The sequence below is a fragment of the Roseateles sp. GW821-FHT09B06 genome (assembly GCF_059418245.1).
On the sequence record NZ_JBWKPM010000006.1, the window covers coordinates 175,013 to 198,676 of the forward strand.

At 69.9% G+C, this 23,664-nt stretch carries 21 protein-coding genes; 7 read left to right on the forward strand and 14 right to left on the reverse strand.

Annotated features, from left to right (window positions below; genetic code table 11):
* Positions 1-2: 2 nt before the first annotated feature.
* Genes fghA through AC07OQ_RS07925 form a run of 3 tightly spaced genes read right to left on the reverse strand, consistent with a single transcriptional unit; the run spans position 3 to position 2,911 of the window.
* Complete coding sequence (gene fghA, locus AC07OQ_RS07915) at positions 3-854, reverse strand: S-formylglutathione hydrolase (RefSeq protein ID WP_495052558.1); 852 nt, start codon at positions 852-854, stop codon at positions 3-5.
* Positions 854-1,960: an S-(hydroxymethyl)glutathione dehydrogenase/class III alcohol dehydrogenase gene (locus AC07OQ_RS07920; protein WP_495052607.1), complete on the reverse strand. Its 1,107-nt coding sequence runs from the start codon at positions 1,958-1,960 to the stop codon at positions 854-856. Before AC07OQ_RS07920 ends, fghA begins: the two co-directional genes overlap by 1 nt.
* 15 nt (positions 1,961-1,975) lie before the next feature.
* Positions 1,976-2,911: a LysR substrate-binding domain-containing protein gene (locus AC07OQ_RS07925; protein ID WP_495052559.1), complete on the reverse strand. Its 936-nt coding sequence runs from the start codon at positions 2,909-2,911 to the stop codon at positions 1,976-1,978.
* A gap of 127 nt (positions 2,912-3,038) precedes the next feature.
* Here AC07OQ_RS07925 and glyA point away from each other — a divergent pair, with 127 nt between their 5' ends.
* A complete protein-coding gene (glyA, locus tag AC07OQ_RS07930) occupies positions 3,039-4,388 on the forward strand; it encodes a serine hydroxymethyltransferase (RefSeq protein WP_495052560.1) in 1,350 nt (449 codons plus the stop codon).
* Here the strand turns inward: glyA and AC07OQ_RS07935 are convergent.
* A complete protein-coding gene (locus AC07OQ_RS07935) occupies positions 4,354-4,476 on the reverse strand; it encodes a hypothetical protein (RefSeq protein ID WP_495052561.1) in 123 nt (40 codons plus the stop codon). The genes glyA and AC07OQ_RS07935 overlap by 35 nt on opposite strands.
* A gap of 139 nt (positions 4,477-4,615) precedes the next feature.
* Between AC07OQ_RS07935 and AC07OQ_RS07940 the strand changes: the two genes are divergently transcribed.
* The 4 genes from AC07OQ_RS07940 to AC07OQ_RS07955 all read left to right on the forward strand — a co-directional run bounded on the left by AC07OQ_RS07940 (position 4,616) and on the right by AC07OQ_RS07955 (position 6,981).
* Positions 4,616-5,173 (forward strand): P-loop NTPase family protein, encoded by a 558-nt coding sequence (locus AC07OQ_RS07940; RefSeq protein ID WP_495052562.1) that lies wholly within the window; start codon positions 4,616-4,618, stop codon positions 5,171-5,173.
* A 64-nt stretch (positions 5,174-5,237) separates the two neighbouring features.
* On the forward strand, positions 5,238-5,963 hold the full coding sequence (locus AC07OQ_RS07945) for a class I SAM-dependent methyltransferase (protein WP_495052563.1): 726 nt from the start codon (positions 5,238-5,240) through the stop codon (positions 5,961-5,963).
* Between the two features lie 35 nt (positions 5,964-5,998).
* Positions 5,999-6,412, forward strand: a complete 414-nt coding sequence (locus AC07OQ_RS07950; RefSeq protein ID WP_495052564.1) for a VOC family protein — start codon at positions 5,999-6,001, stop codon at positions 6,410-6,412.
* 38 nt (positions 6,413-6,450) lie between these two features.
* The gene (locus tag AC07OQ_RS07955; RefSeq protein WP_495052565.1) at positions 6,451-6,981 is read left to right on the forward strand and encodes a cupin domain-containing protein; all 531 of its coding nucleotides are present in this window, start codon (positions 6,451-6,453) and stop codon (positions 6,979-6,981) included.
* Here AC07OQ_RS07955 and gshB read toward each other — a convergent pair.
* From gshB to AC07OQ_RS07970, 3 genes are all read right to left on the reverse strand, one after another.
* A complete protein-coding gene (gshB, locus tag AC07OQ_RS07960; protein WP_495052566.1) occupies positions 6,978-7,940 on the reverse strand; it encodes a glutathione synthase in 963 nt (320 codons plus the stop codon). The two genes, AC07OQ_RS07955 and gshB, sit on opposite strands and share 4 nt — an antisense overlap.
* A gap of 71 nt (positions 7,941-8,011) precedes the next feature.
* Positions 8,012-8,350 (reverse strand): DUF6172 family protein, encoded by a 339-nt coding sequence (locus AC07OQ_RS07965; RefSeq protein ID WP_495052567.1) that lies wholly within the window; start codon positions 8,348-8,350, stop codon positions 8,012-8,014.
* Between the two features lie 199 nt (positions 8,351-8,549).
* Complete coding sequence (locus AC07OQ_RS07970) at positions 8,550-9,731, reverse strand: benzoate/H(+) symporter BenE family transporter (protein ID WP_495052568.1); 1,182 nt, start codon at positions 9,729-9,731, stop codon at positions 8,550-8,552.
* Positions 9,732-9,779: 48 nt separating this feature from the next.
* Here AC07OQ_RS07970 and AC07OQ_RS07975 point away from each other — a divergent pair, with 48 nt between their 5' ends.
* Positions 9,780-10,565, forward strand: a complete 786-nt coding sequence (locus AC07OQ_RS07975; RefSeq protein ID WP_495052569.1) for a class II glutamine amidotransferase — start codon at positions 9,780-9,782, stop codon at positions 10,563-10,565.
* Between the two features lie 7 nt (positions 10,566-10,572).
* Here AC07OQ_RS07975 and AC07OQ_RS07980 read toward each other — a convergent pair whose 3' ends face one another.
* From AC07OQ_RS07980 to gshA, 7 genes are all read right to left on the reverse strand, one after another.
* Positions 10,573-11,478 (reverse strand): ChaN family lipoprotein, encoded by a 906-nt coding sequence (locus AC07OQ_RS07980; protein ID WP_495052570.1) that lies wholly within the window; start codon positions 11,476-11,478, stop codon positions 10,573-10,575.
* Complete coding sequence (locus AC07OQ_RS07985) at positions 11,475-11,795, reverse strand: DUF2149 domain-containing protein (RefSeq protein WP_495052608.1); 321 nt, start codon at positions 11,793-11,795, stop codon at positions 11,475-11,477. Before AC07OQ_RS07985 ends, AC07OQ_RS07980 begins: the two co-directional genes overlap by 4 nt.
* Before the next feature lie 9 nt (positions 11,796-11,804).
* Positions 11,805-12,380: a MotA/TolQ/ExbB proton channel family protein gene (locus tag AC07OQ_RS07990; protein ID WP_495052571.1), complete on the reverse strand. Its 576-nt coding sequence runs from the start codon at positions 12,378-12,380 to the stop codon at positions 11,805-11,807.
* A 20-nt stretch (positions 12,381-12,400) separates the two neighbouring features.
* Positions 12,401-16,483, reverse strand: coding sequence for a cobaltochelatase subunit CobN (cobN, locus tag AC07OQ_RS07995; RefSeq protein WP_495052572.1), 4,083 nt, complete (start codon positions 16,481-16,483; stop codon positions 12,401-12,403).
* A gap of 121 nt (positions 16,484-16,604) precedes the next feature.
* Entirely contained in the window at positions 16,605-18,866 is a 2,262-nt protein-coding gene (locus tag AC07OQ_RS08000; protein ID WP_495052573.1) for a TonB-dependent hemoglobin/transferrin/lactoferrin family receptor, read from the reverse strand.
* Between the two features lie 410 nt (positions 18,867-19,276).
* Positions 19,277-21,124: a potassium transporter Kup gene (locus AC07OQ_RS08005; RefSeq protein ID WP_495052609.1), complete on the reverse strand. Its 1,848-nt coding sequence runs from the start codon at positions 21,122-21,124 to the stop codon at positions 19,277-19,279.
* Between the two features lie 183 nt (positions 21,125-21,307).
* On the reverse strand, positions 21,308-22,603 hold the full coding sequence (gene gshA, locus AC07OQ_RS08010) for a glutamate--cysteine ligase (protein WP_495052574.1): 1,296 nt from the start codon (positions 22,601-22,603) through the stop codon (positions 21,308-21,310).
* A 119-nt stretch (positions 22,604-22,722) separates the two neighbouring features.
* Here gshA and AC07OQ_RS08015 point away from each other — a divergent pair, with 119 nt between their 5' ends.
* On the forward strand, positions 22,723-23,649 hold the full coding sequence (locus AC07OQ_RS08015; protein ID WP_495052575.1) for a TraB/GumN family protein: 927 nt from the start codon (positions 22,723-22,725) through the stop codon (positions 23,647-23,649).
* Positions 23,650-23,664: the final 15 nt, after the last annotated feature.

Consider the following 23,664-nt stretch of genomic DNA (forward strand, 5'->3'; position numbering starts at 1 on the left):
GGCTAGGGCTTCAGCAGCTGCGCCGCATGATGGCGCAGGTGATCGTCGACGAAGCTGGCGATGAAATAGTAGCCATGGTCATATCCCTGATGGCGGCGCAGGGTCAGCGGCTGGTGCGCCGCAGCGCAGGCGGCCTCGAAGGCCTCGGGGTGCAGCTGCTCGGCCAGGAACTTGTCGGCCAGGCCCTGGTCGACCAGGATGCCGCCCGGATAGGGCGCGCGGGTCTGCGCCCGCATCAGCGCGCTGGCATCATGCGCGGCCCAGGCCTGGCGGTCCCCGCCCAGATAGCCGGCGAAGGCCTTGTGGCCCCAGGAGCATTGCGTCGGCGCGGCGATCGGCGCGAAGGCCGAGACCGAGGCGAAGGCGCCCGGATGGCGCAGCGCCAGGGTCAGCGCCCCATGGCCGCCCATCGAATGGCCGAAGATGCCGGTACGCGCGGCTTGTTCGAAGCCGCACTCGCGCCGCACCTGGGGCAGCAGCTCCTTCAGCAGGTAGCTCTCCATGCGCCAATGCCGGGCCCAGGGTTGCTGCGTGGCGTCCAGATAGAAGCTTGCCGCCACGCCGAAGTCCCAGCTCTCGCTCTCGCCCGGCACCGCACGGGGCAAATCGGCGCCGCGCGGACTGGTGTCGGGCATCAGCAAGGCCAGGCCCAGCTCGGCGGCCAGGCGCTGCGCGCCCGCCTTCATCGTGAAGGTCTCCTCGGTGCAGGTCAGTCCGGCGAGCCAGACCAGCAGCGCCCGGGGCTTGGGTGGCAGAAACAGCGCGAAGCGCATGGGCAGGCCGATCTCGGCGGACGCATGTCTGTAGAAGCGCTGCGCACCGCCGAACGAGCCATGCTCGGACAGCAACTCCATCAGAACTCCACGACGGAACGGATCGAGTCGCCGCGCTTCATCAGCTCGAAGCCCTCGTTGATCTGCTCCAGCTTCAGCTTGTGGGTGATCAGGTCGTCGATGTTCAGCTTGCCGTCCATGTACCAGTCGACGATCTTGGGTACGTCGGTGCGGCCGCGCGCGCCGCCGAAGGCCGAGCCCTCCCATTTGCGGCCGGTCACCAGCTGGAAGGGCCGCGTGCTGATCTCGGCGCCGGCCTCGGCCACGCCGATGATGATCGAGCGCCCCCAGCCCTTGTGCGTGCACTCCAGCGCATCGCGCATGACCTTGGTGTTGCCGATGCACTCGAAGCTGTAGTCGGCGCCGCCATCGGTCAGCTGCACGATATGGTCGACCAGGTTCGGCACGTCCTTCGGGTTGACGAAGTGGGTCATGCCGAACCGGCGCGCAAGGGCCTCGCGCTTGGGGTTGAGGTCGACGCCGATGATCTTGTCGGCGCCCACCATCTTGGCGCCCTGGATCACGTTCAGGCCGATGCCGCCCAGGCCGAACACCACGACATTGGCGCCCGCCTCCACCTTGGCGGTGAACAGCACGGCGCCGACGCCGGTGGTGACGCCGCAACCGATGTAGCAGACCTTGTCGAAGGGCGCGTCCTCACGGATCTTGGCCAGCGCGATACCCGGCACCACGATGTGGTTCGCGAAGGTGGAGGTGCCCATGTAATGGAAGATCGGCTTGCCGTCGATCGAGAAGCGCGCGCTGCCGTCCGGCATCAGGCCCTTGCCCTGGGTGCTGCGGATCGCCTGGCAGAGATTGGTCTTGCGCGACAGGCAGAACTTGCACTGGCGGCATTCCGGCGTGTACAGCGGGATCACATGATCGCCGGGCTTCAGCCAGGTGACGCCCTCGCCCACCTCCAGCACCACGCCCGCGCCCTCGTGACCCAGGATCGCCGGGAAGATGCCTTCGGGGTCGGCGCCCGAGAGCGTGTAGTAGTCGGTGTGGCAGATGCCGGTGGCCTTGACCTCGACCAGCACCTCGCCGGCGCGCGGGCCGTCCAGCTGCACTTCCTCGATGGTCAGCGGGGCGCCGGCCTTCCAGGCCACCGCGGCACGGGTCTTGATCATGGGGCTTCCTTCCTAACTGCGGGATGTTGTCTGTGGCGGATCATCTTCGCATGGCGCGCCGCCGCCCAGGCGCTGCAGCGCCCGCACCAGTGCGAGGGTCGGCTCATGCCCGGCGCGCGGCCAGGGCAGCATCAGGTCGATGCTCTCCGGCAGCGGCAGGCGCAGCGGCCAGGGTGCGACCAGCCTGCCCTCGGCCAGCAGCGGCGCCACCAGCCGTTCGCGCCCCATCAGCACGCCCTGCCCCGCCAGCGCCGCCTGCAGGGCCAGGCTGTATAGCGAGAAGCTCGGCCCGGCGCCGGCCGCGACATCACCGCGCCCGGCCGCCTTCAGCCAGCGCGCCCAGTCCTGCGACCAGACGCTGTCGTGCAGCAGGGTCGTGCCGGCCAGCTCGGGCGCACCGCCGTCCGGCGCCAGCAGGGCCGGGCTGCAGACCGGCAGCAGCGCGTCGCGGGCCAGCACGATGCGCTGGCAGCCCCTGGGCAGGGACGGCGCATAGAACAGCGCCAGGTCGTAGGCCTCGCGGGTGAAATTGGGCGGCAGCTCCAGCGCGCTGAGCGACAGCTCCAGCCCCGGCAGCTCGCGCCGCAGCAGCGGCAGCAGCGGCGCCAGCCAGAGCTGGGCCAGGGCCGGCAGCACCGCCACATGCAGGCGCTGCGCGCCGGCCAGGCTGCGCAGGCCCTGCACCGCCAGGCCCAGCTGGTCAAGCGCGGCGGCCAGGGCCGGCTGTGCCTCGGCCGCCTGGGGTCGCAGGCGTAAACCCTGGCTGTGGCGCTCGAACAGCGGCTGGCCCAGCCACTGCTCCAGGCTCTTCACCTGGGCGGCCACGGCGGCCGGCGTCACGCACAGCTCCTCGGCCGCGCGCGCGAAGCTCTGGTGGCGCGCCGCGGCCTCGAAGGCGCGCAGCGCCAGGAAGGGCGGCAGGCGGGGGCTGGGCGGTTGGACGGCCATCGGCAACAGGGGGTGAAGGGCGGATCAGGCCTAGATTTCCTAGGCCTGAGGGCAAGAATAACTTGCTTGAGCGCGGCCCGGCTCGGCCTCAGCATCAAGACCTGACCCTGACCGAGAAAGCCATTCCATGACCGCAACGCTGCAGCCCCGCCCCTGGGTTCCCGCCACCGTGGAGGCCCATGTGCAGGCCATCGCCGCCGGCGCACGCGCGCTGGACCGGCCCGCCGCGCTGGATGCCGAGATCCACCGCCTGGTGGCCGAGAACCACCGCATCCACGATGTCGAAGGCATCAACCTCAACCCCGCCACCAATGTGATGAACCCGCGCGCCGAGGCGCTGCTGGCCGCCGGACTGGGCGCTCGGCCCTCGCTGGGCTATCCGGGCGACAAGTACGAGATGGGGTTGGAGGCGATCGAGCGCATCGAGGTGATCGCGGCCGAGCTGGCGGCGCGCGTCTTCAACGCCCGCTTCGCCGAGCTGCGCGTGGGCTCCGGCGCGCTGGCCAATCTCTATGTCTTCATGGCCTGCTGCCGGCCGGGCGACACCATCATCGCGCCGCCGGCCGAGATCGGCGGCCATGTCACCCACCACGCCGCCGGCGCCGCCGGGCTCTACGGCCTGCGCACCGTGCCGGCCCCGGTGCAGGCCGACGGCTACAGCGTCGACGTGCCGGCGCTGGCGCGCCTGGCCGCCGAGGTGCGGCCGAAGCTGATCACCCTGGGCGGCAGCCTGAACCTGTTTGCCCATCCGGTGGCCCAGGTGCGCGAGATCGCCGACAGCGTGGGTGCCCCCCTGATGTTCGACGCCGCCCATCTGAGCGGCATGATCGCCGGCGGCACCTGGGCCAATCCGCTGGACCAGGGTGCGCAGGTGATGACGATGAGCACCTACAAGAGCCTGGGCGGCCCGCCCGGCGGCCTGATCGTGGCCAACGACGCCGGGCTGGCCGAGCGGCTGGACGCGATCGCCTACCCGGGCCTGACCGCCAACTTCGACGCCGGCAAGACCGCGGCGCTGGCGCTGAGCCTGCTGGACTGGCGGGCGCATGGCGCCGCCTACGGTCGGGCCATGCAGGTCTGCGCGCGCGCCCTGGCCGCCGAGCTGATCGCGCAAGGCCTGCCGGTGTTTGCGCGCGAACGCGGCGGCACCGATTCGCACCAGCTGGCCATCGAGGCCGCGCCCTGGGGCGGCGGACAGGCCGCGGCCAGGCGTCTGGCCCGGGCCCGGCTGCTGAGCTGCGGCATCGGCCTGCCGCTGGCGCGCGTGCCCGCCATCGCGGGCGAGGTCAACGGCCTGCGCCTGGGCGTGCCGGAGATCGTGCGGCTGGGCTTCACGCCGGCGGAGATGCCCGAGCTGGCCGCGCTGATCGCCGGCACGCTGGCGTCGGACGAGGCCGCCGCCGCGCTGGCGTCGCAGGCCACGGCACTGCGACACAGGACGGTCAGGGGCCCGCTGCGCTTTGTGCGGACGGACTGAGGCCGAGGCGCATCACCACCTCGCCGGCGTCCAGCACAAGCAGTTCGGCGAGCTTGTGGCGGGTGATCTCGACCGGCTCAAGTTTCATCAAGGGCCTCCTGCCTGCCTGCTGCGGCCGACTCGTCGTTCCTGTGGATGGCATTCCGGCGCGGCGCCTGACATGCTTGCGCATCGGCATCGCGATGACGGAAACGCGCGATGAGCATAGCGAATGACAGGGGCGAGGCATGATGAAAAGGATCGCCGTCTTCGGCAACACCGGCGGTGGCAAGTCGACGCTGGCCAAGCGGCTGTCGACCTTGACGGGCCTGCCGCTGCACCCGCTGGACATCCTCCAGTACCGCCCCGGCGGCGGCCATATCCCGCACGAGGACTATCTGCGGGCCCATGCGGAGCTGCTGCGCCAGGAGGCCTGGATCATCGACGGCTACGGCTGCACCAGTTCCTCCTGGGAGCGCTTCGCCGCGGCCGACACCCTGGTCTATGTGGACCTGCCGCTGCCGCGACATTTCCTCTGGGTCACCAAACGCCTGTTCAAGGGCTTGCTGTTCGCGACGCCGGAGGGCTGGCCCGAGGGCAGCCCGATGATACGCAGCACGCTCACCGGCTACCGCGTGCTATGGCTGTGCGAGAAGCACCTGGCGCCGAAGTACCGCGCGCTGGTGGCCGAGCCGGCGACCCGGGCCAGCAAGCGCGTGCATCACCTGCGCTCCCTGGCCGAGATCGACGCCTTCGTGCGGCAGGTGCAGCGGGAGGCCCGGCGGGAGGTGCAAGCGGCCGAATGAGCCCCTCCGAGGGGCGAAGGGTTTGCCGCGTGGCGCCGGCGCGACCGGGCCGGCAGCATGCGGCATGACGATGAATTTCGCCGCACCGTTGTCCCCCGAAGATCTCGACGCGCTGGACGCGCGGCTGGCTGCGCACGAGAGCGGCCGCTGGGCCGGCTTCTACGAGGACCGCGCCAAGCCCTGCCCCTTCTTCACCGAGCATCCGGACGAGAGCCTCGCGCGCTGGGTCGAAGCGGGCCGGATCGCCGCGCCCGGCCTGGCGCTGGATCTGGGCTGCGGCCATGCGCGCAACGCGCTCTACCTGGCCCGCCAGGGCTTCGCGGTGCAGGCCGTCGACCAGTCAACCTCCGCGCTCGCCTGGGCCAGCGAGCGCATCGCGGCCAGCGGGCAGGCGGTCGCCGCGCGCATCCGGCTCGTCCAGGGCTCGGTGCTGGACTTCGAGCCCGGCGATGGCGTGCTGGCCGACCTCGTCTACGACTCCGGCTGCTTCCACCACATCGCGCCGTACCGCCGCCAGCAGTATGTCGGGCGCGTCGCCGCGCTGCTGAAGCCCGGCGGCCTGTTCGGCCTGGTCTGCTTCAAGCCCGAGGCCGGCAGCGGCTACAGCGATGCCGAGGTCTACGCGCAGGGCAGCCTGGGCGGCGGGCTGGGCTACAGCCAGGAGCAGCTGCGGGCCATCTGGTCGCCCCGCTTCGAGATCGAGGAACTGGCGGAGATGGCGGAACCCGCGGCCGCCACGCCACGCTTCGGACGCGCATTCCTGTGGACCTGCCTGGCGCGCCGGCGTTGAGATCCGGCGGCAACACCGCTACAAAGGGAGCATCCATGCCTGACGACACCACCACCCCACCCCTGCCGCCGACAAGCCTGGTGATCTTCGCCAAGGACCTGCAGCGCCTCGGCGCCTTCTACCGGCAGACCCTCGGCCTCGTCACGGTGGAGGCCGAGGCCTCCCATGAACTGCTGCGTGGCCATGGCGTCGAGATCGTGGTCCATGCCATCCCGCCCGCCTACGCGGCCGGGATCGTGATCGCCGAGCCGCCGCAGCCGCGCGAGGACACGCCCATCAAGCCGGTCTTCGCCGTCGACAGCCTCGACGCCGTGCGGGCCGCCACCATGGCAACCGGCGGGTACCTCAAGCCGGACAGCCAGGCCTGGCGCCTGCGCGGCTGCCTGGTGCTGGACGGCTGGGATCCGGAGGGCAATGTGGTCCAGTTCAAGCAGGCGGTCCGGGGCTGACGACGGCCCGGCCATCCCTCAACCCCAGGAGCAGCGCCATGCCCGATCCGATCAAGCCCCTGATGAACCTCGACGAGGTCGTCTACGACGACATCGAGGACAACGGCTACTTCACCTCCAAGCGCGGCCGGATCGGCGCCCACATCGGCGCCAGGCGGCTCGGCTACAACCTGACGGTGCTGCCGCCCGGCAAGGCGCAATGCCCCTTCCACAACCACCACGGCGAGGAGGAGATGTTCCTGATCCTGGCGGGCGAGGGCGAGCTGCGCTTCGGCGAGCGGCGCTATCCGCTGCGCCCGCACGACGTGATCGCCTGCCCCACCGGCGGCCCAGAGGTGGCGCACCAGATCATCAACACCGGCACGACGGAGCTGCGCTACCTGGCGCTCTCCAACATTGTGGACATCGAGGTCTGCGAATACCCGGACTCGGGCAAGCTGCTGGTCGCGTCCGACCGGCGCGGCAGGGAAGGCGGGGATGAAGCGCTGCGCAAGGTCTTCCGCGCCGAGGATGACGTGGACTATTACGTGCGGGAGAGCAATGTGCCGCCGCCGGCCGCGCAACGCTAGCAAGCCGCTGCCGCCGCCTCTTGCTCCAGCGCATCGACGAACAGCTTCGCCACGTCCACCCCGCTCTGGTTCGTGATCTCCTGGAAGCCGGTCGGGCTGGTGACGTTGATCTCGGTCAGGCAGTCGCCGATCACGTCCAGGCCCAGCAGCAGCAGGCCACGCGGCGCCAGCACCTTGGCCACGCCCTCGGCGATCTCGCGGTCGCGCGCGCTGATCGGCTGGGCCACGCCCTTGCCGCCGGCCGCCAGGTTGCCGCGGATCTCGCTGCCCTGCGGGATGCGCGCCAGGCAGTAGGGCACGACCTCGCCGCCGATCACCAGCACGCGCTTGTCGCCCTTGACGATCTCGGGCACGTAGCGCTGCACCATCACGGTCTCGCGGCCGCCCTTGTTCAGGGTCTCGGTGATCGAGCCCAGGTTCAGCGCATCGGGGCCGACGCGGAAAATGCCCATGCCGCCCATGCCGTCCAGCGGCTTCAGGATGATGTCCCGGTGCTCGGCATGGAAGGCCTTGATCGCGTCGGCGCTGCGGGTCACCAGGGTCGGCGCGATGTACTGCGGGAACTCCATGATCGCCAGCTTCTCGGGATGGTCGCGCAGCGCCGCCGGCTTGTTGAAGACCCGGGCACCTTCGCGCTCGGCCTGGCTCAGCAGATGCGTGGCGTAGAAGAACTCGCTGTCGAAGGGCGGGTCCTTGCGCATCAGAACGGCGTCGGTGCCATCGGCCAGCACCAGGTCCAAGGTCTCCTCGGTCCTGAACCAGTCGTGCTCATCGCCGGTCAGCGCGATGCGCCGCGCGCCGCGCGCCGTCACCTTCCCCCCGCGCAGCCAGACCAGGTCGGCCGGATGGCAGGCCCACAGCTGATGGCCGCGCTTGGCGGCCTCGCGCATCATCGAGAACGTGGTGTCCTTGTAGGTCTTGAACGACTCCAGCGGGTCGGCGACGAAGAGCAGGATCATGGCGGGCGCACTTTCTTTCTTCACAAAACAACGGCACGCAGTGTTGCACGACTGGCGTCGCGCCGCCCGGCTCAGGTTTCTTCTTCGTTCTGCTCGTTCGCGCCGGCCGCAGCGGCAGGAGGGCGCGGCTCGAAGCGGCGCTGCGCCGGCCTGGCCAGCAGTTCCAGGTAGAAGGCCGGCGCGCCCGCGGCGGCGGCCTCGTTGATGCGGTCCATGAAGGCGCCGACATGGATGACCTCGGCCTGCTCCTCGCTGAGGCCGAAGCGGCAGTCGAAGTCCCAGTAGTCCATCTGCGCGGGCAGGGCCTTGCGGCGCTCGCGCTTCAGGTACTGGCGGATCTCGTGCTTGATGGCCTCGAGCAGGCGCTCGGGATGCTTGCCTTCGATCTGGAGTTGGAACGTCTTCTTCATGGCAAGCCTCGGGTTCGGTAGGGCGAGGATTATCGGTCAGGCCCCATATCAGCGCTCCGTTCCGCGTGCGCGGCAGCGGGCCGAGCGCCGGGCCGCCCCAAGCCGGCCCGCCATGGCGATGTTCGTGGGGCAATCCCCGCGAACATCGCCGTCCCCTCGGGGGACCGGCCAAGGTACTCCTTGGACGCGGGGCCTCGTATCAGGTCCGCAGCCGCGCCACCAGCAGCGCCACGCTGCCCGCCACCACGCCCCAGAAGGCCGAGCCGATGCCCAGCAGGCTGACGCCGGACAAGGTGACCAGGAAGGTCAGGATGGCGGCATCGCGGTGCTGCTCCTCCTTCAGCGCGGCGCTCAGGCCCCCGGCGATCGTGCCTAGCAGGGCCAGGCCCGCCAGCGCCGCCACCAGCTCGCGCGGGAAGGCCGCCAGCAGGCCCACCACCGCGCCGCCGGCCAGGCCCACGGCGATGTAGAACAGGCCGGCCATCACCGCGGCGGTGTAGCGCCTGGCCGGATCCTCATGCGCCTCGCGGCCCATGCAGATCGCGGCCGTGATCGCGGCCAGGTTGAAGGCATAGCCGCCGAAGGGTGCCAGCACGAAGGTGGCCAGGCCCGTCACCGTGATGGCGGGCGAGACCGGCGTCTGGTAGCCCGAGGCGCGCTGCGCCGCCACGCCGGGCAGGTTCTGCGAGGCCATGGTGACCAGGAACAGCGGCAGCGCCACGCCCACCAGGGCCGCGACGCTGAAGCTCGGCGTGGTCCAGACCGGCAGCGCCCAGCCCCAGTCCATGGCGCCCAGGCGCAGCCGCCCCTGCGCGGCCGCCACAGCCACGCCCGCCAGCAGCACGCAAGGCACCGCATAGCGCGGGAAGAGGCGCTTGGCGCACAGATAGGTCGCGGCCATGCACAGCACCATCAGCGGCGCGCTCCTGACGGTCAGCACCGCGTCCAGCCCGAAGCGCGCCAGCACGCCGGCCAAGAGGGCCGAGGCCACGGCCAGCGGGATGCGGTCCATCACGCGCTCGAACCAGCGTGTCACGCCGAACAGCATGATCAGCGCGCCGCAGATCAGGAAGGCGCCGATCGCCTCGGGCATCGAGATGCCGGCCGTGCCGGCCAGCAGGGCCGCGCCGGGCGTGCTCCAGGCGGTCAGCACCGGCTGGCGGGTCCAGAGCGACAGGCCCAGGCTGGTGACGCCCATGCCCAGGCCCAGCGCCCACATCCAGGAGCTGGTCTGGGCCGGCGTCGCGCCCAGCGCCTGGGCGGCCTGGAATACGATTGCGACCGAACTGGTGAAACCCACCAGCACGGCGACGAAGCCGGCCACGGCGGCGGGGGCGGACAAGTCCTTGAGCAGATGGCGGGGGGCGGCAGCGGTCGTCATGGCGGCACAGCATAGCGGCCCGGCGTGGCCACGGAAGGATCCCGGGCGATGTGCAGATTCCTGGCCTATCTGGGCGAGCCGATCTATCTGGAGGACCTGGTGTGCAAGCCCAGGCACTCGCTGCTGCGCCAGTCGCTGCGCGCGCTGGAGGCGCAATGCGCGACCCAGGGCGATGGCTTCGGCCTGGGCTGGTACGGCGAGCGCGAGACGCCGGGCGTCTATCACGAGGTGATGCCGGCCTGGTCGGACGAGAACCTGCTGTCGCTGTGCGCCCAGGTGCGCTCGGGCCTGTTCTTCGCCCATGTGCGGGCCGCCACCGGTGGCGGCATCGCGCGCCAGAACTGCCACCCCTTCCGCCACGGCCGCTGGCTCTTCATCCACAACGGCCAAATCGGCGGCTATGCGCGGCTGCGCCGCGTGCTGGAGGCGCGGTTGCCGGACGCGCTGTACGAGCAGCGCCGCGGCGCCACCGACTCCGAGCTGCTGTTCCTGCTGATCGTCGCTCGGATGCAGGCCGGCGCGGACGCCGAGGAGGCGGTGCGCGCGGTGCTGGCCGAGACCCTGGCCGCGATGCGCGAGCGCGGCATCGAGGAGCCGCTGCGCTTTGCCGCGGCGCTGGCCGACGGCCAGCAGGTCTGGGCCTTCCGCTGGGCCAGCGACGCGGGCGCACCCTCGCTCTACCTGAAGCCCCAGCGCGGCGGCTGGGCGGTGGCCTCGGAACCGCTGGGCGACGACGCCGAGGCCTGGGTGGCGATCCCGCAGGGTCAGGTCGTGCATCTGCGGGAGGGGCGACAGCTCAGCCGCCCGCTGCCGCTCGGCCCGGAGGCGGCTTAGCAGGCGGTTAGGGCTTGGGCGCCGGCGCCGCCTGCTGCTGCTGTTGCTGCTGCATCATCTGCTTCATCCCCTCGCAGGGATCGCCGCGGCCGGCCGGCGCGGGCGTGAGCCAGACATAGCTGTAGGGCGCGCCCTGCACCTTGCCGGCGGCATCGACGAAGCCGACGCTGACCAGCCTGGCACCGGGCTGGGCCTGGCGCGCCAGCTGCGGCACGCCATAGTCCAGCCGCACATGGCCGTTGCCAGCCAGCAGCACGGCGGGTCTGGCCGCGGTGGCCACCTCGTGCAGGCTCAGCCACATCGCCGCATCGCGCGCGCGCTGGGCCCAGCGCATGCCGACCAGGCGTTCGCCGCCCAGCATGCCGCAATGGCCCTGTACCAGATCGGCGTCCAGCGCCGCGCGGGCCGCATCGTCCAGCGGTGCGGGCGTCGTCACGGCCTTCAGCTCGGCGGGCAGCGCGGCCTCGCCCTGGCGGGCCACCTGGCGCGCCAGCTCGCGCGGCAGGTTGCCGCCCAGCAGCATGTGGCCGGGCGCGGCCGCGGCGGCGAACAGCGGCTCGTGCAGCGGCCAGCGCCAGCCCTCGGCGTCGAAGCCGGCGGCCTCCAGGCGCGGCAGCAGCTCAGGCCCCGCCTCCGGCACGCGCAGGCCACGGGTCAGATGCTCGGCCACCACCGGCGCGCCGGCGCCCAGATCCCGCAGCAGCTCGCCGCGGCGCTGGTGGTGCAAGGCGTTGTCGTGCTGCTCGCCCAGCAGCACATAGTCGCTCTCGCGCAGCTTTTGCAGCAACTCGGCGCGGCCGAGCTCGCGGCCGGTGGCGACCTCGACAATGCGCTCGCCCTCGCTCAGCGGAAGCTGGGCACAGCCGGTCAGCGCCAGCGCGGCGATCGGGAAACTCAGACTCTTTTTGCTCATTGCGCCCCCTCCGGCACATAGATGATGGAGCCGTCCTTCATGCGGTAGGCGACACCGGCCTTCTCGCCGTCGCCGCTGCCCATCGAACCGCTGGACTTGTAGCGCTCGATCTTCTCGCCCTTCTTGACCGTGATCTCCATGTTCGGCTTGCCGGGATCGGTGATCACGGTCACGTCCTGCTTGCCGTTGAAGGGATTGATCATCGGGTTCTGCGCCACCGTGATCAGCAGCGCGGCGATCACGACCAGGAAGATGTCGATCAGGTTGACCACCGACAGGATCGGGTCGTCGGTCTCGGCCTCGTGCAGCAGCTTCAGCGCCATGACTCAGGCTCCCGCGGCCAGCGAAGGGCCGCTCCCGAGCGGCCGCACCCCCTCGGGGGGCAGCGACGGCGCAGCCGTCGCTTGGGGGCTCACAGTCTCGGTGCGCAGCTTGCCGATATGTAGCATCTCCTCGGCCAGCCAGCGGCGGCGCACGTTCACCACCCAGAAGGTGATCGACGCGGCGATCAGCGCCAGGATCACGGCCGAGAAGGCCACGGTCAGGTTCTGCGAGACGGCGGCCAGATTGCCGTCGGACAGCGAACGCAGGGCCGGCCCCATCGGGATCATCGTCGCGACCAGGCCCAGCATCGGCGTGACGCGGCTGGCGATGCGCGCGCCCTCCATCAGCTTGTGTGCCCGCAGGTCCAGCTCGTCCTCCGACAGGCCCTGCGGGCCGGCGGCGCGGTGCGCGGCCAGCAGCGGGCGGCCGCTTTGGCCGTCGCGCCGCCGCACGGCCTGCACCGCGAAGGCGCCCAGCACCCAGAAGGCGTAGAGGAAGAGGATGGCGATCAGGGCCAGGGTGGGCAGCAGGAAGAGCTGGGCCACCAGGTACATGCTGTGTTCGAGAAAGGAAGACATGGCGTTCGGGGTTCCGTGGATCAGAGAGAGGGAGAAAGGAGACGGCGGGCCGCGGCGTCATCGCTGCGCCAGGCGCGCCAGCCGCCGCCCAGCATGGCCAGCAGCAGCACGCCCAGGGCGGCCAGCGTGGAGCCCTGCACGAGCGCGGGCAGCGCCCGCTGCGCCACCTTCTCCAGCTTCATGCCCTGGATGGGCGGCGGGGGCGGCGGTTCGGCCATGGGCTGCTGCTGTTGAGCGGCCTGCGCCCGGGCGGCAGCCGTGACCTGCGGCGGCGCGACATTCGGGCCATAGCCGGCCTCGACGAACCGGTTGAAGGCCTGGTTGTCGGTCTTCACGTCGTAGCGCCGCGCCAGCTCGCGCCAGCGCTGCTTCAGTTCGGCGACGCTCTGCGCATCCGCTGTCTTCCATTGGCCCTGGCGCGCGGCCTCCAGCATGCGGGCTATGCTCTGCGCCAGCGCATGCGGGTTGTGGCCCTCGAACCAGCGCTTCAGCCCCAGCTGGTGCTTGTCGCGCACATAGACGTCCATGAACTCCTGCCACTGGTCGTCGCGCACGATCTCGCGCGCCACCGACTGCCAGCCGGCGAAGTTGTTGATGCCGTCCAGCACCTGCAGGGTGCCGGCGTAGCCCTCCTTCATCAGGCCCTCGATATAGCCGGGATGGAAGTTGCGCGTCGCCAGCTCCTTGGCCAGGAACTGAGCCGCGCCCTCGACCCTGGCGCCGCCCCCCGCCCCGGTCGCACGCAGATTGGAGATGTAGAGCTCCGGCGCCCTGCCGTCCAGCTGGCGCACCGCCAGCGCAATGCCGCCCAGGTACTGGAAGGGATCGTCGGTGGTCAGCATGCCATAGAGGTTGGAGCTGCGCGCCAGCACCGCGCCCTCGGTGCCGCGCAGATGCTCGGCATAGAGGTTGAGCTGCCCGGCCTTGCCGCCCTGCCCCGCCACGCCCCTGCTGCCCCACTCGGCCTCGTCCGGCCCGTAGGCGAACTGCATGCGTGAGAGGTACAGCTCGGCCAGCTTGCGGTCGCCCTCGGCTTGCGTCTTCCAGGTGTCGGTGGCCAGCGCCGCATCGTCCAGGCCGGTGCCGTAGCGGCCGGTCTCGGACGAGAAGATGCGCGTCTGGCCGGCGCGCTCGGCGGCCGCGGCATCGACGCCGCGCGCGAGCAGCTGCTGCTCGATGCGCTGCGCATTCGCGGCGACCGGGTTGTCCGCTTCCTTGGCTTCCGCGGCCAGCTTCGCGGCCTTGGCCAGCTGGCGCATCACATTTGGGAAATGGTCGCGGTACAGGCCCGTGGCCGAGAGCACGATGTCGATCCTCGGCCGGCCCAGTTGCCCGCGCGGGATCAGCTTCACGTCGCTGACGCGGCCGCCGGCGTCCCAGACCGGCTCGACGCCCAGCGCCCACAGGGCCTGCGCCTCCAAGAGGCCGAAATGGCGCATGGTCTCGACCGACCACAAGGTGAAGGTCAGCTTCTTCGGCGGCTTGCCACCATTCTTGGCCTGGTGCGCGGCGATCAGCTTGTCCATCGCCTCCTTGCCGGCCTCCCAGGCGGCCTTGGTCGGCACGCGCGAGGGGTCGAAGCCGTAGAGATTGCGGCCGGTCGGCAGGGTGTCGGGGTTCTTGATCGGGTCGCCGCCGTAGCTGGTCGGGATGTAGCGGCCGGCCAGCGCGTTCAAGAGGCCCTGCATCTCACTTTGGCCGCTCAGGGCCTCATACCACTCGCGCGCCTTCGCGACCTTGGCGCGGGTCGCCTCGGGCATTTTGGCGACGGCGGCATCCTGGCTCTTGTCGCCACGCAGGATCGCCTGCAGCTTGCGGAAGGGCGAGGACTCGGCCAGCTTCTTCCAGTCGCCGACCAGCATCTCGTCGGCCTCCTCGTCGGGGCCGGCCATGCCTTCCCAGAACTCGTGGCCCATCATCATCAACACGGTGGCGACGCGCAGTTGCTCCTCCGGCCCCTGGCCGAAGGTATGCAGGCCCAGCGGCTGGGCGCTGCGCGCCAGCTCGTGCAAATGGTCGTGCACCTCGGTGACGAAGGCCGGGAACTCGGCGGCGATGCGCGCCTCGCTCCAGCCCAGGTCGGCCGGGATGCGCTCCTTCCTCACCTTGGCCAGGAACTCGGCCCGGATCTTGTCCTTCACGCCGCCCTCCTCCTGCGCCAGCCATTGGTGCAAGAGGTCGTGGATCTCGGTCAGCGCGGCATGCAGGCCGGCCGGCGCGAACGGGGGCGTCTGGTGGCTGATGATGGTGGCACGGCCGCGGCGGCGCGCCTGCGTGGCCTCGCCGACGTTGTCGACGATATAGGGGTAGACGACCGGCACGTCGCCGACCGCCAGCATCGGGTAGTCGTGCGAGGCCGAGAGGCCGCGCTCCTTGCCCGGCAGCCATTCCTGGCTGCCATGGGTGCCGTAATGCACCAGCGCATCGGCGCCGAAGGCCTGGCGCGCCCACAGATAGGTGGCCATGTAGTAATGCGAGGGCGCGGCGCTGGTCGAGTGGTACAGCGCACGCTCCTTGTCGCCGCCACCTCTCTCGCCGCGGCCGGGCTGCGGCAGCAGGGTGATATTGCCCAGCTGCAGGCGCGGGATCACGAAGAAGCGCTCGCCGCCTTGATTCAACAGCATCGAGGACTTCTCGGGCTCGCCCCAGGACTCGCGCATCTGCGCCTGCACCGCGGGCGGCAGCGCCGCCAACCAGCGCTTGTAGTCGGAGAGCGTCAGGCGCCCGGCCAGGCCGTCGCGCAGCAGCTCGCGCAGCACGGCCTGGTTCTCCGGCGGCTCGTAGGCCGGCTTCAGGAGGCGCTGCAGCAAGAGGGTCAGCGGCTTCTCGTCCTGCGGCTCGGTGCGGTAGCCGGCGGCCTGCAGCGCGGCCAGGGTCGCAACGAAGCTCTTCGGCAGATTCATGAAGGAAGCGCTGAGGTTCTTCTCGCCGGCGGGGTAGTTCCAGAAGAACACCGCGACACGGCGATCCGCCGCGGCCTTGCGCTGCAGCTTCGCGAGGTTCAGCGCCTTATGAACCACCGCGGCGCTCTGCGCGGCGATCGGTTCGACCTGCTCGCCGCCCTTGCGCGTGGCGGCGGCGATCTGGATGTCGGTGATGCCGGCGTACTCGGCCTGGGCCAGGTAGAAGGGCACGTCCAGCAGCTGCACGCCCTGCGGGTCGGCGGCCCATTCGGCCGCGTCGCCGCGGCGGTAGGCCATGGCCTGGATCACCGGAATGCCCATGGCCTCGAATTCCTGGCGACGCGCCTCGGGGGCCAGGGTGATCTGGGTGTTGATCAGCACGTCGACCAGGGGGTTGCCGTCTGGCCTGCCGTCCAGCAGCACCATGCGGCGGATCGAGTCGGCATCCAGCACCGGGCTGTAGAAGGGCCAGGCAATCGCACCGCCGTCTTTTTCGATGCGCGCGATCAGGTCGTCGAGGAAGGCCGTCTGCTCGGCCGAGATGCTCTGCTGGTGGAAGGCGATGCCGATCACCGGCGGGCGCCTGGCCGGATCGCCCGGGGCATCGAGATTCAGGCCGCGCCATTTCAGGAAGGCCGCGGGCGTCGGTAGGACGATGGACGGCAGCTTCGGGTGGTACAGCGCGGCGGGCGGGAAGACGATCGGCTCGGGCAGCCTGGCCCAGTCCTGGTTGCCCGCGAGCTGGCTTTTCAGCGCGTGCAGGAAGGCGTCCATGTTCGAGCGACCGCCGTTCACGTAGTAGGCGTGCAGCCGCTTGGCGAAGGCCTCCGGCACATTGGCGCTCCTGGGTGCGGCGGTCGGCAGCCAGACCTGCGGCTTGGGCGCAAGCGCCGGCAGCGCGGCGCCCAGGCGCCGGCGCACATCGTCTTCGATGTGCTGGCGCGGTGCGTCGATCAGCACCAGATCGGCGCCGGCCCACAGCTTCGCGTCCACGTCGGGGCCGAGCTTCTCGGCGAAGCGCGCCTCGATGCGCAGCCCCAGCGGCTCGGCCGCCTTGGCCAGGGTGACGAACTTGCCCGGCGCCACCGGGCTGGCGGCGATGAAGAGCACGGTGGGCGGCTTGGCCGGCGTGGCCGCCGCGCCGGCGCCGCTCAGCAGCGTCAGGCTCGCGAGGAGAAGGAGAAAAAACAGGGTTCGCATCGGATGCTGGCGCCGCAGGAGCGGCGCGGCTGGCTGGCTAGGGAGTGGACTCAGCCGGCCCGCGTGTATCGCGTGCCGGCCTTCGCTAGCCACAGGCTCCTTCCGGAGCCTGTGTGCGAGCTCAGAACTGGTAGCGCAGGCTGGCGCTGATGTTCCGGCCCGGCTGGGTGTAGGCGTCCAGGGCCACCGCCGTCGGCGCGATGGCGCGCACATCCGACCACAGCGTGTACTTCACGTCGCCGATATTGCTGACGCCGACATTGAGCATCCACTGCTTGCCGATCTCGTACCAAGCGGAAACATCGCCGACCACGAAGCCCTTGGGCGTGTAGTTGGCGGCCGGATTCGGGTTGCGGCGCTGGCTCTTCATGCCGGTGACCGTCAGTTCGGCGCCCCAGACACCGGCCTGTTCGTAGCGCAGGCCCAGCACGCCCTTGTCGGGATCGATCGTGTCCAGCGCGGTCTTGCTGCCGTCGGCCGCCTCGCTGTCACCCTTGGTGTGGGCATAGCTGGCGCTGACGGTCCAGTTGGGCAGGAACATCCAGGCGCCGGACAGCTCGAAGCCCTGGATCGTGGCCTTGCTCAGATTGACCGACTGGAAGGTCTTGGTGGCGGCCGGCATGCCCGGCTCCAGCGGCACGGCGGTGGTGGCCGTCACGTCGACGTTGGAGGCGATGAAGTCCTTGTAGCGGCCCTTGAACAGGCTGGCGCTGTAGCGCAGCTGGTCGCTGCGGCCGCGCAGGCCCAGTTCGAAGGAGTCGCTGACCTCGGGCTTCAGGTTCGCGTTGCCGATCGAGCGGTAGGGCGTGGAGGCGCTCAGGTTGGTCACGCCGCCGTTGACCTGGGCGGGCGTGGGCGCGCGGAATCCGTGCGAGTACTGGCCGAACAGGCGCAGCATCGGCGTGTAGGTCCAGACCACACCCAGCTTGGGCGAGAGCTCCTGGTCGCTGAGCTTGGCCGGCTCGGTCTTGTTGTTGATCGTGTAGAGCGGGTCGCCCTTGCGCGGATCCAGCTCGAAACGGTCCAGCCGCAGGCCCGGGGTCACGCTGAAGCGGCCCAGCGTGATCTCATCCTGGATGAAGGCGCCGAACAGGCGGTAGTCGGTGTCGGGGAAACTCTTGTTGACCACGAAGGCATTGCTGCCGGTCGTGATCAGCTTGCCGTTCAGGTAGTTGGCGCCGTCCTTCAGCGAATACACCAGCGCGGTCGAGGCATCGACGCCGTAGACGATGCGCTGCCTGTTCAGATAGGTCTCGAACTGGGCCGAGCCGCCAACCATGCGCTCGGCGTAGTAGGCGTCGCGCGAGCGGCTGTTCCAGGCCGTGGTGTTGCTGCGCTCCTCATAGCCCAGCTGGCGGTTCTTGGCCTCCTGCCAGTAGATACTGGCCAGCGCGCGCTGGAAGAAGGGGCTGCTGCTGTCGGCGAACTCGTAGTCCAGCTTGGCCAAGCTGCGGTTGATGCGCTCGGCGGCATCGACGCGGGTGGTGGTCAGATAGGACGGGTCCTGGAACAGGGTGTAGACCGTGGTGTCGATGTCGCGGTCCATATGCTCCAGCGAGAGCTTGAAACGCTGGCGTGCATCGGGCTTGTAGATCAGCTTGCCCAGCAGGTAGTTGGACCCGATGTCCTGCGGATTGCCGACGGTACGGGTGCGGTTCTTCGCTTCGTTGTCGCCGCGCGTGTCGGTCTCATGGCCGCGGCGCAGGCTGGCCAGCAGCATGGCCTCGAACTGCTCGCCACGGAAGGCGTAGCTGGGCACCAGGGTGGCGGAGTCATCGATCGAGGAATAGCCCAGCTTCAGCGCGGCCTGCGAGTTCTTGCCCTTGGGCACCAGATCGACCGGGTCCTTGGTCGCGAAGCTCACGGCGCCGGCCAGGCCGTCGCTGCCGTAGGAGGTCGAGGCCGAGCCGCGCAGGATCTCCACCTGCTTGAAGGCCTCGACGTCGATGTAGTCGCCGCGGCCGGCCGCCACCGGCCCGCTGCTGTAGATCATCGGCAGGCGCACGCCGTCGGTCTGCAGCAGCACCTGGTTGCCTTCCAGGCCGCGGATGTTGATGCCCTCGTTGCCGCCCCGGCCCGTGGGCGAGAAGGCGGCCGAGCTGCGGTTCGGCTGCGAGCGCACCGAGATGCCGACCTCGTGGCGCAGCAGGTCCTTCACATCGGTGGCCTGCTTGCGCTCGACGTCCTTGGCCGTCAGGGTCGTGACGCTGGCCGCGACCTCGTCCTCCGAGGTTTCCAGGCGGGTGGCGGAGCTCACCACCTTGGGCAGGTCCTGCTCGGTCTTGCGCGGAGCCTGCTGCTGCTGCTGCGCCTGCGCGCCGACGCTGGCCGCCAGGGCAGCGGCCGCCAGGGCCAGGGGATGGGCCGCCCTCAAGGACCTCAAAGAGGCAAGGCGGGTGTTCGGGGGGAAGGAAGGGCAGCGAGCCATGGGCGCTCCATGTGGTGGTCGCTGCAGGGACCAGACCGCCGGCGCGGGCCTCGCCGCACCCCGGGACGCCCGGGCAGGGGCATGCCGGCGCCCACGGATGGCGCCTTGCCCTCGTTTCCCGGAACGACCGCCGTCGCGCGACGAAGCCTCGACATCGGCGGCAGGCGGGGGCCTGCGGCGGGTTGTTGGGCTTCGATCTTTTCGTCGAGCGGCGGGCGGAGGCTGGCGGGCTCAGTGCATCAGTCGGTACGCGACCCGGCACGCTGCTGACATGCCGGACTCGCGATCAGCCGCATTCTATATGAGAATAATTCTCATCACGACTGTCATTCGGCTACAAACGCTTACGCTTGTGCGAGGGCCGGCTAGATTTCGACCTTGGCGCCCAGTTCGACGATGCGGTTGGTCGGCAGGTGCAGGAAGTCGGCCGCCGCGGCGGCGTTGCGGTGCATGCTGGCGAACAGCTTCTCGCGCCAGGGCGCCATGCCGGAGCCGATTGTCGGGATCACGATGTCGCGCGACAGGAAATAGCTGGTCTCCATCTCGTCAAGATGCACGCCGCGCTGTTCCAGCAGCATCAGCGCATCCGGCACGTCGGGCTCGTTCTTGAAGCCGAAATGCAGGCTGACGGCCCAGCAGTCGTTGCCCAGGCTTTCCACCTGCACGCGCTTGTCGAAGCCGACCCAGGGCACCTCGTGGTGCTTGACGCTGACAAACAGGTTCTGCTCGTGCAGCACCTTGTTGTGCTTCAGGTTGTGCAGCAGCGCATTGGGCGTCACGCCCTGCTCTGCCGCCAGGAACACCGCGGTGCCGGGCACGCGGGTGGGCGGGCTGACGAACACGGCCTCCAGGAAACTGCTGAGGTCGATCGCATCCTCGCGCAGCTTGTTGCTGAGTTGGCGCCGGCCCTGCTTCCAGGTCAGCATCAGCGTGAACATGCCGATGCCGATCAAGAGCGGGAACCAGCCGCCATGCAGCAGCTTCAGCAGATTGGAGGCCAGGAAGGTGACGTCGATCACGAAGAAGGCACCGGTGGCCAGCACGCACAGGGCCAGCGGATAACGCCAGCCGTAGCGGATCACGAAGAAGGTCATCACCGTGGTGATGGTCATGTCGATCGTCACCGCCACGCCATAGGCTCCGGCCAGCTTGCTGGACGAGCCGAACAGCACCACCGCCAGCACGACGAAGACGAACAGGCCCCAGTTGACGAAGGGCACGTAGATCTGGCCGGTGTCGCGCACCGAGGTGTGCAGGATGCGCATGCGCGGCAGGATGCCCAGCTGCACCGCCTGCTTGGTCACCGAGAAGGCCGCGGTGATCAGCGCCTGGGAGGCCACGATGGCGGCCAGCGTGGCCAAGGCAAACAGCGGGATCTCGGCCCAGCCCGGCGCGATCAGGAAGAACGGGTTCTTGATCGCCTCGGGCTGCTGCAGCAGCAGCGCGCCCTGACCGAAGTAGTTGATCACCAGGGCCGGCATCACGAAACCGTACCAGGCGATGCGGATCGGCTTCTTGCCGAAATGGCCCAGGTCGGCATAGAGCGCCTCGCCGCCGGTCACCACCAGCACCACCGCGCCCAGGGCCACAAAGGCCACCCAACCGTAATGCACGCAGAAGTCGAATGCATAGCGCGGATCGATGGCGGCCAGCACCTGCGGGTTGGCGGTGATCTGCGGCAGGCCCAGCAGGGCCAGGCTGGTGAACCAGACCAGCATCACCGGCCCGAAGGCGCGGCCGACACCGCCGGTACCGAAACGCTGCACCGCGAACAGGCCGGCCAGCACGATCAGCGCCACCGGCACGATCGCGTCGTGATAGCCGGGCGCGTAGACATCGATGCCCTCCACCGCGCTGAGCACCGTCATCGCCGGCGTGATCACCGCATCGCCGAAAAAGATGGCGGTACCGAACAGTCCCACCAGCATCAGAGCGCGACGCAGCTTCGGCCGGCCGTTCACCGCATTGGTGGCCAGGGCCAGCATCGCGATCAGGCCGCCCTCGCCGTTGTTGTCCGCGCGCAGGATCAGCAGCACGTACTTCAGCGAGACCACGATGGTCATGGTCCAGAACAGCAGCGAGAGCACGCCCAGGACGTTGTCGTGCGTCAGCGGCACATGGGCGCCATGGAACACCTCCTTGAGCGCATACAGGGGGCTGGTGCCGATGTCGCCATAGACAACGCCCAATGCGCCAAGGGTCAGGCCCGCCATGGCCGTGGGGCTGCGGGCCGCTTGAGAGGAACTCACAGAAAACGCGGCGGCCGTGAAAGGCCGCCAGTTGCCGAAAGCGGCTATTTTGCGCCCGCCGTTGTGCAGCGCGTCAATCCACCCTGAACCCGGGGGGTGGGGCAGCGTTGCTATCCGGCACGGCCCGCTTGACGGGCCCGGCCGGGCTCAGGCATAGACCTCGGCCTCGGGATCGGTGACCTCCAGCTCGTAGCTGGCGGCCAGCATGGCCAGGCGCGCGATCACGCCGTACATATAGAAGCGGTTGGGCGCGCTGGCGCCGGGCTTGACGCCCGGACGCGGCAGCTGGGAGGACTCGGCGAAGGCCAGCGGCACGAAGCTGGAGCCCGGGGCATTGAGGTTCTCGTCGATGCCGCGCTCGGCATGCACGCGGTAGAAGCCGCCCACCACATAGCGGTCCATCATGTAGACCACCGGTTCGGCCACCGCGTCGTTGACACGCTCGTAGGTCGGCACGCCCTCCTGGATCAGGACCTCGCTGACCCTCAGGCCGTCCTTGCCGACGCCCATCCGGCCGCGCGCCTTCTCGCTCAGCCCGCTCAGGTCCTTGGCATCGCGCACGGTCATGACGCCCAGGCCATGGGTGCCGGCATCGGCCTTGACGATCACGAAGGGCTTCTCCTGGATGCCATATTCCTTGTACTTGCGGCGCACCTTGGTCAAGAGCGTATCGGCCTGGGCCTGCAGCGCCTCCAGGCCCTGGCCCTCACCGAAATCCAGCTCGCCGGTGGTGGCATACATCGGGTTGATCAGCCAGGGATCCATGCCCATCAGCTTGGCGAACTTCTTGGCCACCTCCTCATAGGCGCGGAAATGGTTGTGCTTGCGTCGCACCGCCCAGCCGGCATGCAGCGGCGGCAGCAGATACTGCTCGTGCAGGCCCTCCAGCACCGCCGGGACGCCGGCCGACAGATCGTTGTTCAGCAGGATCGTGCAGGGGTCGAAATCCTTCAGCCCCAGACGGCCGCGGTGGCGCACCAGCGGCTCGACGGTCAGGCTGTTGCCGTCGGCCAGCTGCAGCTGGGTCGGTGCGGTGATCTCGGGGTCCAGCGTGCCCAGGCGCACGTTCAGGCCCGCCTGGGTGAAGATGCGCAGCAGCGTGGCGACATTGGCCAGGTAGAAGGTGTTGCGGGTCTGGCCCTCGGGCACCAGCAGCAGGTTCTTGGCCTCGGGGCAGATCTTCTCGATCGCCGCCATCGCCGCCTGCACGGCCAGCGGCAGCATCTCGGGGTTCAGGTTGTTGAAGCCGCCGGGGAACAGATTGGTATCCACCGGCGCCAGCTTGAAGCCCGCATTGCGCACGTCCACCGAGCTGTAGAAGGGCGGCGTGTGCTCCATCCATTCGAGCCGGAACCAGCGCTCGATGGCCGGCATCGACTCGAGGATGCGCTGCTCCAGCTCGTTGATGGGGCCGTTCAGCGCGGTGATGAGGTGGGGGACCATGGGCTTGTGAAGCCCGGACCGGGCTTGGGAGGCGTGTTGAGACGATTCTAGGAGCAAGCTGGGGGCATTCGGCGCGACCTCAAGCCCCTCACCCGGGCCTCAGGCCTTAGAGTGCGGGCATGCCGATCCAAGCCCTTGCCTGCCTGCTGCTGCTCTGCACCGCCCTGGTGGCCCGCGCCGCCTGCCCGCCCAGCCCCGAGCCGCCCTCCACCGAGGCCCTGCAGGCCGCCCAGGCGCGCGCGCAGGACCGCGGCCTGCTGTGGCGCATCAGCAAGGACGGGCGCAGCGCCCATCTGTACGGCAGCATCCATGTCGGCAAGCTGGACTGGGCCATGCCCGGCCCGAAGCTGAGCGCCGCGCTGCAGCAGAGCGATATGGTGGCCCTGGAGCTGGACCCGGGCGACCCCGCCGTCCAGCAGCAGATGGCCGCGGGCCTGGCGCGTCGCCGCGTCGAGCCGGACGAGGCGCTGCGCCGCCGCCTGGCCCGCCACGAGGCCGAGGCCTGCCTGCCGGCCGGCGCGCTGGCCTCGCTGCATCCGCTGATGCAGGCCTTCACCCTGACGCTGCTGGCCGCGCGCTGGGACGGGCTGGACTCGGGCTATGCCCAGGAGCAGGTGCTCAGCGGCCTGGCCCGCACGCTGCAGCGGCCCGTGGTGTCGCTGGAGACGGTGGAACAGCAGCTGGCCGCCCTGCTGCCCCGGGAACGACCCCGGGCGCTGCGGATGACCCACGAGCTGCTGGACCTGCTGGAGCAGGACAAGGCGCGATCGGTGCTGCGCCGCATGGCCGAGGCCTGGGCCAGCAGCGATCTGCAGGCGCTGGAGGACTACGAGCGCTGGTGCGAATGCGCCCAGAGCGCCGAGGACCGCGCCCAGCTCAAGCGCCTGAACGACGATCGCAACCCCTTCCTGGCCGAGCGCATCGACGCGCTGGTCGGCGCCGGCCACCGGCCGCTCGCCGCCGTCGGCGCCCTGCACATGACCGGGCCGCAAAGCCTGCTGCGCCTGCTGGAGCGTCGTGGCTACCGCATCGAGCGGCTGCAGTAGCGCATACCATTGCGG